Source organism: uncultured Roseicyclus sp., from assembly GCF_937892565.1.
GTDB lineage: Bacteria > Pseudomonadota > Alphaproteobacteria > Rhodobacterales > Rhodobacteraceae > Roseicyclus.
Genome location: NZ_CALAHQ010000058.1, coordinates 1 through 10,387, shown reverse-complemented (window position 1 = coordinate 10,387; position 10,387 = coordinate 1). Strand labels below are relative to the sequence as shown.

10 protein-coding genes are annotated in these 10,387 nt (G+C 66.5%); 5 read left to right on the top strand and 5 right to left on the bottom strand.

The genetic code is table 11. The features are described 5' to 3' along the window. Positions 1-53: 53 nt before the first annotated feature. Positions 54-797, bottom strand: a complete 744-nt coding sequence (locus Q0094_RS07590) for an SDR family NAD(P)-dependent oxidoreductase (RefSeq protein WP_297617266.1) — start codon at positions 795-797, stop codon at positions 54-56. Positions 798-1,000: 203 nt separating this feature from the next. Between Q0094_RS07590 and Q0094_RS07585 the strand changes: the two genes are divergently transcribed. Genes Q0094_RS07585 through kynU form a run of 5 tightly spaced genes read left to right on the top strand, consistent with a single transcriptional unit; the run spans position 1,001 to position 6,163 of the window. Further along, positions 1,001-1,951 carry a zinc ABC transporter substrate-binding protein gene (locus Q0094_RS07585; protein ID WP_297617272.1) on the top strand — a complete coding sequence of 317 codons (951 nt, stop codon included), beginning with the start codon at positions 1,001-1,003 and terminating at the stop codon, positions 1,949-1,951. A gap of 20 nt (positions 1,952-1,971) precedes the next feature. Next, positions 1,972-2,772 carry a metal ABC transporter ATP-binding protein gene (locus Q0094_RS07580; RefSeq protein ID WP_297617269.1) on the top strand — a complete coding sequence of 267 codons (801 nt, stop codon included), beginning with the start codon at positions 1,972-1,974 and terminating at the stop codon, positions 2,770-2,772. Between the two features lie 4 nt (positions 2,773-2,776). After that, positions 2,777-4,000, top strand: a complete 1,224-nt coding sequence (locus Q0094_RS07575) for a metal ABC transporter permease (RefSeq protein WP_297617263.1) — start codon at positions 2,777-2,779, stop codon at positions 3,998-4,000. Then, positions 3,990-4,916: a metal ABC transporter permease gene (locus tag Q0094_RS07570; protein ID WP_297617260.1), complete on the top strand. Its 927-nt coding sequence runs from the start codon at positions 3,990-3,992 to the stop codon at positions 4,914-4,916. The genes Q0094_RS07575 and Q0094_RS07570 overlap by 11 nt, the downstream gene beginning before the upstream one ends. A gap of 59 nt (positions 4,917-4,975) precedes the next feature. Then, positions 4,976-6,163, top strand: a complete 1,188-nt coding sequence (gene kynU, locus Q0094_RS07565; protein ID WP_297617257.1) for a kynureninase — start codon at positions 4,976-4,978, stop codon at positions 6,161-6,163. Here the strand turns inward: kynU and Q0094_RS07560 are convergent. From Q0094_RS07560 to Q0094_RS07545, 4 genes are read right to left on the bottom strand one after another with little or no spacing between them, the layout of a single operon-like run. Continuing rightward, positions 6,160-7,398: a CoA transferase gene (locus Q0094_RS07560; RefSeq protein ID WP_297617254.1), complete on the bottom strand. Its 1,239-nt coding sequence runs from the start codon at positions 7,396-7,398 to the stop codon at positions 6,160-6,162. The two genes, kynU and Q0094_RS07560, sit on opposite strands and share 4 nt — an antisense overlap. Then, complete coding sequence (locus tag Q0094_RS07555) at positions 7,398-8,276, bottom strand: MaoC family dehydratase N-terminal domain-containing protein (protein ID WP_297617251.1); 879 nt, start codon at positions 8,274-8,276, stop codon at positions 7,398-7,400. Before Q0094_RS07555 ends, Q0094_RS07560 begins: the two co-directional genes overlap by 1 nt. Further along, positions 8,273-9,169: a succinate--CoA ligase subunit alpha gene (gene sucD / locus Q0094_RS07550; protein WP_297617248.1), complete on the bottom strand. Its 897-nt coding sequence runs from the start codon at positions 9,167-9,169 to the stop codon at positions 8,273-8,275. Before sucD ends, Q0094_RS07555 begins: the two co-directional genes overlap by 4 nt. A gap of 12 nt (positions 9,170-9,181) precedes the next feature. Continuing rightward, complete coding sequence (locus tag Q0094_RS07545) at positions 9,182-10,360, bottom strand: malate--CoA ligase subunit beta (RefSeq protein WP_297617245.1); 1,179 nt, start codon at positions 10,358-10,360, stop codon at positions 9,182-9,184. Positions 10,361-10,387 lie beyond the last annotated feature (27 nt).

Here is a 10,387-nt window from a genome sequence, read left to right as displayed (position 1 = left end):
AGGTCGCCGGGGGCGATGACCACCTTGCGCCTCATCGCCCGGCGCGGTGCCGCTCAGACGGTGTAGTTCAGCCCCAGCCGCCCGCCATCGGCATAGATCGTCTCACCCGTCACATAGCTGGCTTTGGGCGAGCACAAGAACGCCACGATGCTGGCGATCTCATCGGCGGTGCCGACCCGACCCATGGGGGTGCGCGACAGAACGCGCGCCAGTGCTGCGGGGCTGGCATTGACGCCTGCCATCATCTCGGTGTCGATCGAACCGGGGCCGACGGCGTTCACGCGGATACCATGCGGGGCCAAGGCCAGCGCCGACGCCTTGGTCAATTGCTGCACGCCCCCTTTCGACGCGCAATAGGCCGGGATCGCCGGGATCGCCAGAACCGCGTTGATCGACGACATGTTGACGATCGCCCCCTTGATGCCTGTGGCAATCATGCCCTTGGCCGCGCGCTGGGTGGCCGCGAAAACCGCCCTCAGGTTCAGCCCGATCACCGCGTCGAAATCGGCCAGATCATAGCTCAGGAAATCGCCGGGGCGGGCGATGCCTGCGTTGTTGACGAGGGCTGCAACCGGGCCTTCCTCGGCCTCGACCCGGTCGAACAATGCCATCAGCGCGCCTGTATCGGCCACGTCGCACAGAAAGCCGCGCCCGCCGATCCCGGCCGCGGCCTCGGCCACGCTGTCTTTCACATCGACCAGCATCACGCGGTAGCCATCGGCGGCCAGGGCCCGCCCACAGGCCAGCCCGATGCCTTGTGCGCCGCCCGTAACCAGGGCGATGGGGTGATCGGTCATGGTCTGTCCTCCGGTGTGGTGATGTGCGCAGACCCTGCGGCGCGTTGCGGGCGGTGTCAATTCACAAGCAAGCGCCGGGTTTGAGCGCCTTTGATTGCGACTAACTCGCAACTTCATTGACATATTGCGAATGCGTCGCAATATATGTCGTGACGGCACGGACCGCGCGCCCGGATGCGCGCAAGACCCGACAGGTTCAAGGAATGCTGACCCGACGTTTGCTTTTGTCTCTCGCCGCCTCCGCCGCGCTGGCGCTGCCTGCGGCGGCCCAAGATCGCCTGAGCGTCATTGCCACCACCGGCATGATCGCTGATGCCGCCCGGCAGGTGGGTGGCGATCTGGTTGCTGTCACGGCGCTGATGGGGCCGGGGGTCGATCCTCATGCCTATCGTCAGACCCGCAGCGATATCGTGGCCACCGCCGATGCCGATCTGGTGCTGTGGAACGGGCTCTATCTTGAAGCCCAGCTAGAGGAATTCCTGCTGGATCTGGCCCAGACACGCCCCGTGGTTGCAGTGGCTGAAACCATCGCGCCGGCACAGCTGATCGGCTCGGAGGATTACGAGGGCCGGTTTGATCCCCATGTCTGGATGAACCCCAACCTGTGGTCGCGCGTGGTGCTGGCCACGCGTGACGCAATGATCGCGGCCCATCCCGAGGGGGCCGATGTCTTTCGGGCCAATGCGGCGGCGCATCTGGCCCAGCTGTCCGATCTGGCGGTCTATTCCCAGACCGCCCTTGCCTCGATCCCGGCCGAGGCCCGTGTGCTGATCACGGCGCATGACGCCTTCAACTATTTCGGTGCCGCCTATGGCTTTGAGGTGGTGGGCATCCAGGGTATTTCCACCGAAAGCGAGGCGGGGCTGCAACGCATCGCCGAGCTGGTCGAGATGCTGGCCACCCGCGACATTCGCGCGGTGTTTGTGGAAAGCTCGGTTTCCGATCGCAACATCCGCGCGTTGATCGAAGGGGCGGCATCCCTTGGCCACGAGGTCGTGATCGGTGGCGAGCTGTTTTCCGACGCGATGGGTGCGCCCGGCACCTATGAGGGGACGTATCTTGGCATGATCGATCACAATGTCACCACCATCGCCCGCGCGCTTGGGGGGCAAGCGCCCGCGCGTGGGCGCATCAACGCATTGGCGATGAAGTGAGCCCGACACCCCCAAAGACGCTGAGCCTGGCCGCGCAAGACGGGGCGGCCGTGACCGCGGGGGCCGATCCATCGGCCCCCCTTGCCGTGCGCGGCATGACGGTCAGCTATGGGGACAAACCCGCCCTTTTTTCGGTCGATGCGACATTCCCGGCGGGTGCCATGTCGGCCATCGTGGGGCCGAACGGGGCGGGAAAATCCACCTTTCTCAAGGCCGCACTCGGGCTGATCCCCATGGTTTCGGGTGAGGTGCGGTTTTTTGGCCAAGCCCTGTCCGAGGCGCGCCCCCGCATCGCCTATGTGCCCCAGCGTGCCAGTGTGGACTGGGATTTTCCCACCACCGTGATCGATGTGGTCCTGATGGGGCGCTACCGCAGCCTTGGGCTTTTGCGCCGTGTCAGCCGGGCGGATATGGCGCTGGCGCGTGACGCGCTTGCGCGGGTGGGGATGGATGGCTTTGCCAGCCGTCAGATCGGCCAGTTGTCGGGTGGTCAGCAACAGCGGGTGTTTCTGGCGCGGGCGCTGGCCCAACAGGCTGACCTCTATCTGCTCGACGAACCATTCGCAGGCGTCGACGCCGCCACCGAACGCGCCATCGTCGCGGTGTTGCAATCGCTGGGCGCCGAAGGAAAATCGGTGATCGCGGTCCATCACGATCTGATGACCGTGGCTGCCTATTTTGATCATGTGTTTCTGGTGAATGTCCGGGCCATGGCCCAAGGTCCGGTCGCGACCACCTTTACCCAAGATGCCCTGGTCCAGACCTATGGCGGGCGCTTGGCGGCCACCCATCTGGACCAGTTGCGCCTGACAGGTGGCTGACACGATGACGGGGTTTCTTGCGGCGCTGGCGCTACAGGCGGGCTACAACGCCGCTCTGGTCACCATCGGTGCGGCGTTGTTGGGCCTGTCGGCGGGGATGGCGGGCAGCTTTCTGGTCTTGCGCAAGCGCGCGCTTGTGTCGGATGCGATGGCGCATGCGACCTTGCCGGGGATCGGGGTGGCATTTCTGGTGATGGTGGCGCTTGGCGGCGATGGGCGTGATCTGCCGGGCTTGCTGATCGGTTCGGCCGCAAGCGCGCTGATCGGGCTGGTGCTGGTCGACTGGATCGTGCGCCGCACAAGATTGGCCGAAGATGCCGCCATCGGCGCGGTCCTGTCGGTGTTTTTTGGGCTGGGTGTGGTGCTGTTGACGGTGATCCAGTCGCTGGAGCGGGGGCGCCAGGCGGGCTTGGAGGATTTTTTGCTTGGTGCGACCGCCGGCATGCTGTTCCAGGACGCGGTGTTGATCGCGGCGGGGGGGCTGGTCGTGGTCGCGGTGATCTTGCTGCTGCGCCGACCGATGACGCTGGTGGCGTTTGATCCGGGCCATGCGGCCGCCATCGGGGTTCGCGTGGCGCGGGTCGATCTGGCGATGATGGCGCTGGTCATGGCGGTCACGGTGATCGGGCTGACGCTGGTGGGGTTGATCTTGATCGTGGCGCTGTTGATCATTCCGGCGGTGACCGCGCGCTTTTGGTCCGACCGGGTCGAGCGGATGCTGTGGATCGCGGGCGCGATCGGTGGGGGGGCGGGATATCTGGGCGCGGCGCTGTCGGCATCGGCGCCTGATCTGCCCACGGGGCCGATCATCGTGCTGATCGCGGCGGGGCTGTTTGTGCTGTCGCTCTTGCTGGCGCCGCGGCGCGGGCTTTTGGCCGCGATCCTGGCCCGCCGCCGCTTTCAGGCCCGGGTGCATTGGCGACAGGGGCTTTTGTCGCTGGCCCGCGCCGAGCCGATCCATGATCCGTTGACCTTGCGCATCTTGCGGGCCCAGGGCGTGATCCGCCCCGATGGGGTCGCCACCGAAAAGGGTCGTGCGCTCGCGGCACGATCCTTGCGCGATGAACGCCGCTGGGATCTGGCGCGCGCGATGCATCAGGACACGGCACTGACCGGGCGCTATGATGGGCTGACCCCGATCGAGACCGTGTTCACCGCCGATCAGATTGCCGATTTCGATGCGGCGCTTGGCCCGCCACAGGCGGTGGGGGGGCAAGATGGGCGCTGAGTTTGTGCAATTCTCGCTGACGCCGATGCTGATCGGGGTATTCGCGGCCATCGCCTGTGCGCTGCCGGGCAATTTCTTGATCCTGCGGCGTCAGGCGCTGATTGGCGACGCCATCAGCCATGTGGTTTTGCCGGGCATTGTCGTGGCCTTTCTGGTCACGGGCACGGTGGCCACGATCCCGATGCTGATCGGGGCGGGGGCGGCGGCGCTGGTGGCCGTGGTGCTGATCGAGGTGATCTTGCGACTGGGCCGGATTGAACCCGGGGCGGCGATGGGGGTGGTTTTTACCGCGCTCTTTGCGGGTGGTGTGCTTTTGTTGGAACAATCCGACACCTCGGGGGTGCATCTGGATGTCGATCATGCGCTGATGGGCAATCTGGAAACGCTGATCTGGCTGCGCGCAAGCGGCTGGCACAGCGTGATCGATCCTGTGGCGCTGGCGCATCTGCCGCCCGAATTGCCGCGCATCGCGGCGGTGGCCGCGCTGATGGCGGTGCTGATGGTGATCTTCTGGCGGCCCTTGAAGCTGGCCACCTTTGACGAAGGCTTTGCCCGCGCCATCGGGTTGCCGGTGTCGGCGATCGGGCTGGCATTGGTGATCGCAGCGGCGGTGGCGGCGGTGGCGGCCTTTGACGCGGTGGGGTCGATCATCGTGATCGCGATGTTCATCTGCCCGCCGGCTGCGGCACGGCTTTTGACCAATGCGCTGGCCGCTCAGGTCTGGATCTCGGTCGGGATTGCTGCGGGCTCGGCGGTCTTGGGCTATGTGCTGGCGGGATATGGGCCGATCTGGATGGGCTTTGACCATTCCGTCAGCGCGGCAGGCATGATCGCCACCGTCTCGGGGCTGAGCCTTGCCCTTGCCTGTGTCTGGGGCCCGCACCGCACACGGGCGGGGGGCGCGGCCGGGGCCTGACGGCTTGCACTGCCACCGGCAACGGGGCAGGGTGTCCCCCAAAAGGGGGCGACCGCGTCATGAGCATCTTGCGCAAGCATCTGTTCGATCTGCCCGAGGGGATGATCTATCTCGACGGCAATTCGCTGGGGCCCTTGCCCCGCGCGGTTCCGGCCCGGCTGGCCCGGGCGGTCACGGGCGAATGGGGGGCGCATCTGATCCAGGGCTGGAACCTGGATGGCTGGATGGCGCAGCCCGGCCGCGTGGGCGATCGGGTGGGGCGCCTGATCGGGGCGCCGCCGGGAAGCGTGGTGATGGGCGACACCTTGTCGATCAAGGTCTATCAGGCGCTGTCGGCCGCGCTTTCGATGCGGCCCGACCGGCGCGTGGTCGTGTCGGACAGCGGCAATTTTCCCAGCGATCTCTATATCGCCGATGGGTTGATCCGGCATCTGGGGCAGGGCCATGTGTTGCGTGTGGTGGCGCCTGACGCGGTCGGCGATGCCATCGGCCCCGATGTCGCCGCCGTCTTGCTGACACAGGTCGATTACCGCACCGGGCGGATGCATGACATGGCCGCCATCACGAAAGCCGCCCATGCGGCGGGCGCGGTGATGATCTGGGATCTGGCCCATAGCGCGGGCGCGGTGCCGGTCGATCTGGCGGCGTGCGGCGCGGAATTCGCGGCAGGCTGCAGTTACAAATACCTCAATGGCGGGCCGGGGGCGCCGGCCTTCATCTATGTGCGCCCCGATCTGGCCGACCGGATCGACCCCGCGCTGGCGGGGTGGCTTGGCCATGCCGCGCCCTTTGCCTTTGATCTCGACTATCGCCCGGCGCCCGGTGTGGACCGCATGCGCGTGGGCACGCCACCGGTGTTGCAGATGACCGCGCTTGATGCCGCACTCGATGTCTGGGACGGGGTGGATATGGCCGATCTGCGCGCCGCATCGGTGGCCTTGTCGGAGCGCTTCATCGCCGAGGTGGCGGCGCATTGCCCCGATCTGATGTTGGCCAGCCCCCGCGATGCGCGGGAGCGCGGCTCACAGGTGTCGTTCCATTTCGCCCATGGCTACGCCGCAATGCAGGCGCTGATTGCCCAAGGCGTGATCGGGGATTTCCGCGCGCCTGACATCATGCGCTTTGGCTTCACGCCGCTTTACATCGATCAAGCCGATGTGGTCCGCGCGGCCGGAATCCTTGGGCGCATCATCACCGACCGGCTCTGGGACCGCCCCGAATTCCAGGCGCGCAAGGCTGTGACCTAACAGGCCCGGCGCAGCCTGTCGCGGCCCGGTTGCGCCACGATCCCCTCATCGAAAAGCCGTCCGATCGTCCCCGAAGACAGGCCCGCCACATCGGCCAGAACCGCCTCGGTGTGCTGGCCCAGAAGCGGCGCGGGTGCGGCCGTTTCGCGCGCGATGGTTGCAAAGGACAGCGGCGATCCGGGGCTGCGGTAGCGCCCGATGCCGGGCTGGTCCACCTCGGCAAAGATCGGGTTGTCAAGCGACAGGTCGGGGTCGTGTTCGATGGCCTCGGCGAATGTCCGAAACACCGACCATGTCACCCCGGCCCGATCGAAATCGCCGGCGAAATCGGCAAGACGGCGGGCCGCGAACCACGGTGCCAGAACCGCCGTGATGGCATGGCGCGCCTGCCAGCGGGCGCCTTCGTCGCGGAAATCCGCGCCCATTGCGGCGGCAAGGGCCTCCATCGCCTCGGCCGTGCCGGTGATCTTGAGCAGGTTCTGCCATTGCCGGGCGGTCAGCCCGATCACCATCACCCGCGCCCCGTCGGCACACAGGAAATCCTGCCCATAGGCGCCATACAGGCTGTTGCCCGCGCGCCCCCGTGTCTGGCCTGTCAGCGCGTGTTCGCCGATCAGGCCCAGATGCCCGAGCATCGCCGCGGCCACATCCTTGAGCGTCAGATCGACAGCCTGTCCCGCGCCATGGCGCAGCCTGTGGCGTTCGGCGGCCAGAAGCCCCTGCACCACCATGCCGCCCGCGATGGCGTCCCAGGCGGGCAGGGCATGGGCGATCGGCGCCTCGGACCCCTCGGGGCCTGTTGCCATGGGAAAGCCCACGGCGGGGTTGACGGTGTAATCGACCGCGGGCCTGCCGTGGCGGTCGCCGCGCAACCCGACCGAGATCAGATCGGCGCGCCGGGCGGCCAGCGTGGCGTGATCGGTCCAGCCCGGCGTGGCCAGATTGGTGATGAAAAGCCCCGCATCCGCACCGGGGGCGCAGATGATGTCCTGCGCGATCTCGCGGCCCTGGGGCGTCTTCACATCGATGGCGACCGAGCGTTTGCCCTTGTTCATCCCCGCCCAGAACAGGCTGGCGCCATTGGGCGCCACGGGCCAGCGCCCATGATCCATGCCGCCTGTCGGCAGATCGAAGCGGATCACATCCGCCCCCATCTGTGCCAGGGTCATCCCGGCCAGCGGCACCGCCACAAAGGCCGAGCTTTCGACAACGCGCATGCCTGTCAGAATACCCATTAGTCCCATCCTGCTTGTGCGGTCATGCCCAGATACCCTTCGGGCGCGGCTGTGCCCAGATCCATCGCCTTGCCACCGGGGGCCAGCCGCCCCTGCAGGCGCAGATCATGGCCATGAAACATCGGGTGCACGCCGCGAAAGCTGAAGCGCCGGGGCGGCATGCCCTGGTGGCGCGTGGCCGCGTCCATCAGCAGGATTGCCTGCATCGGGCCATGGGTCACAAGGGCGGGGTATTTCTCCACCTCGCGCGCATAGCGCAGATCGTAGTGAATGCGGTGGGCATTGTAGGTCGCGGCCGAAAACCGAAACAGCCGCGCCTCGTTGATCGGCACGGTCTCGTCGAAATCGGGGTTGTCGAATGCCGGCATCCGCCGTGGGGGTGTGAAGCTTTCGGGGATGTGCAGATAGACGATATCCTGTTCGTCCTCGATCAATCCGCCCTGTTCGCCTTCGATCTGGTGGGTGACGGTGACAAAGACCATCTCGCCCGTGCCGCCCGATTTGGGCGTCACCGACCGGATGGTCGAACGCCGCCTGAGCTTTTCACCGATGCGCAGCACGCCGGTAAAGACGAGCCGCCCGGCCGCCCACATGCGCCGCTTGAACGCCAAGGGCGGAAGGAAATCGCCCAGTTCCGGATGCCCGTCCGGGCCCAACTGCCCAAGGGGCACGAATTCGGGAAAGGCCGCCCAATGCCACAGCGGTGGCAAAAGCGACCCCGCCCGCATGTCGCAAGGCAGCGACCGGTCATGACTGACGGCAGCGCCCAGCATCCCGGCCAGGTCCGGGGTCAGACAGCCCCAGCGCTCCTCACTGTGCCCGACCCAATCGGCGGCATCACGCAGCGCGAGGGTCTGACAGCTTTCTGCGCGGCTCATGCCGCGACTTTCAGGCCCAGCATGCGCGCGACCGTCTCGCCCATGCTCGATGGGTTGGGGGCAACCATGATGCCCGCGTCTTGCAAGATCTCGACCTTTTCCTGCGCGCTTTCGCCAAAGGCCGAGATGATCGCGCCCGCATGGCCCATCTTGCGGCCCTTGGGGGCCGACAACCCCGCGACATAGGCCGCCACCGGCTTGCTCATGTGGTCGCGCACAAAGGCGGCGGCTTCGGCCTCCTGCGGGCCGCCGATTTCGCCGATCATGATGACGGCATCGGTTTCGGGATCGTTTTCAAAGAGTTCAAGGATGTCCTTGAAGCTTGATCCATTGATCGGGTCGCCGCCGATACCCACCGAGGTGGATACGCCGATGCCCAGCGCCGACATCTGGCTGGCCGCCTCGTAGCCCAGCGTTCCGGAACGCCCCACGATGCCCACGCGGCCGGGTGTGTAGATGTGGGGCGGCATGATGCCCATGAAACCGATGCCGGGGCTGATGACGCCCGCGCAATTGGGCCCGATCAGGCGCATCTTGCGCTCGCGCGGGTAGCGGCGCAAGAAGCGCTTGACCTTCATCATGTCCTGCGCGGGCAACCCGTCGGTGACGCAGACACAGGTCTTGATGCCCGCTTCGGCCGCCTCCATCATCGCATCGGCGGCAAAGGCCGGCGGCACGAACAACAGCGACGCATCCGCGCCCGTCGCCTCGACCGCCTCGCGCACGGTATCAAACAGCGGGCGGTCCAGAAGCGTGCTGCCGCCCCGGCCGGGCGTCACGCCGCCCACGACGTTGGTGCCGGTCTCGATCATCTCCTGGGCATGAAACTGGCCGATCCGGCCACTCATGCCCTGCACGATGATGCGGGTGTCCTTGGTGATCAAGATGGCCATAAGCGTTGCTCCTTACTGGGCGGCGATGGGGGAAGGGCGGGAGCGCACGGCCAGTTTCGCGGCCTCGGCCAGCGTATCGGCCGACATCAGCGGCAGGCCGGACGTGCGGATGATCTCGCGGCCTTCCTCGACATTCGTGCCCGACAGGCGCACGATCACGGGAAGGGTCAGGCCGACCTCCTGATAGGCTTGCACGACGCCGCGCGCGATCCAGTCGCAGCGGTTGATCCCGGCAAAGATGTTGACGAGGATGACGCCCACATTGGGGTCGGTCAGCACGGTGCGAAAGGCGGTGACGACGCGCTCGGGGCTGGCGCCGCCGCCGATGTCGAGGAAATTGGCCGGTGCGCCCCCGGCCAGATGGATCATGTCCATCGTGGCCATGGCCAGACCCGCCCCGTTGATGATGCAGCCGATGTCGCCCTCAAGCCCGACATAGGCCAGACCATTGTCATGCGCGCTGCTTTCGCGCGGATCCTCCTGCCCGGGATCGCGCAGCGCGGCGACCTGCGGGCGGCGGTAGAGCGCGTTGGTGTCAAACGACATCTTGGCATCGAGCGCCACCAGATCGCCCGCCCCCGTCACGGCCAGCGGGTTGATCTCGACCATCATCGCGTCCAGATCCCGGTAGGCCCGGTAACAGGCGCGCAGCGTGGTCACGAATTGCCCGATCTGCTTGCCCTTCAGCCCAAGGCGAAAGGCCAGATCGCGGGCCTGAAATTCAACGAGCCCTGCGGCGGGGTCGATGATCATGCGCACAAGGCTGCCCGGATCCTTTTCGGCCAGATCCTCGATCTCCATGCCGCCATGGCCCGAGGCCACGATCATGATGCGTTCGGATTTGCGGTCCAGCACGAAGCCCAGATAGATTTCCTGTGCGATGTCGGTGGCTTCTTCGATCCAGAGCCGTTCGATCAGCTTGCCACCCGCGCCGGTCTGCTTGGTAACAAGCGTCTTGCCCAGAAGCGTGGCGGCATAGCTGCGCACCTCGGTCTCGGAGGTGCAGAGCTTGACGCCGCCCGCCGCCCCGCGCCCGCCGGAATGGATCTGCGCCTTGACCACAACCCGGCCCCCGCCCAGCATCCGTGCGGCATGCGCCGCCTGTTCGGGGCTGAAGGCAAGATGGCCCTTGGGAACCGGAACGCCGAATTCGGCAAGGATCGACTTGGCCTGATGTTCGTGGATGTCCATGGGACCCTCTCTTGGTGCGGGAAAGAC

Bases quoted from the DNA above. Each gene is read 5' to 3' on its own strand.
- Q0094_RS07590 (WP_297617266.1), bottom strand. From the start codon at position 797: ATGACCGATCACCCCATCGCCCTGGTTACGGGCGGCGCACAAGGCATC.
- Q0094_RS07585 (WP_297617272.1), top strand. From the start codon at position 1,001: ATGCTGACCCGACGTTTGCTTTTGTCTCTCGCCGCCTCCGCCGCGCTG.
- Q0094_RS07575 (WP_297617263.1), top strand. From the start codon at position 2,777: ATGACGGGGTTTCTTGCGGCGCTGGCGCTACAGGCGGGCTACAACGCC.
- Q0094_RS07570 (WP_297617260.1), top strand. From the start codon at position 3,990: ATGGGCGCTGAGTTTGTGCAATTCTCGCTGACGCCGATGCTGATCGGG.
- kynU (WP_297617257.1), top strand. From the start codon at position 4,976: ATGAGCATCTTGCGCAAGCATCTGTTCGATCTGCCCGAGGGGATGATC.
- Q0094_RS07560 (WP_297617254.1), bottom strand. From the start codon at position 7,398: ATGGGTATTCTGACAGGCATGCGCGTTGTCGAAAGCTCGGCCTTTGTG.
- Q0094_RS07555 (WP_297617251.1), bottom strand. From the start codon at position 8,276: ATGAGCCGCGCAGAAAGCTGTCAGACCCTCGCGCTGCGTGATGCCGCC.
- sucD (WP_297617248.1), bottom strand. From the start codon at position 9,169: ATGGCCATCTTGATCACCAAGGACACCCGCATCATCGTGCAGGGCATG.
- Q0094_RS07545 (WP_297617245.1), bottom strand. From the start codon at position 10,360: ATGGACATCCACGAACATCAGGCCAAGTCGATCCTTGCCGAATTCGGC.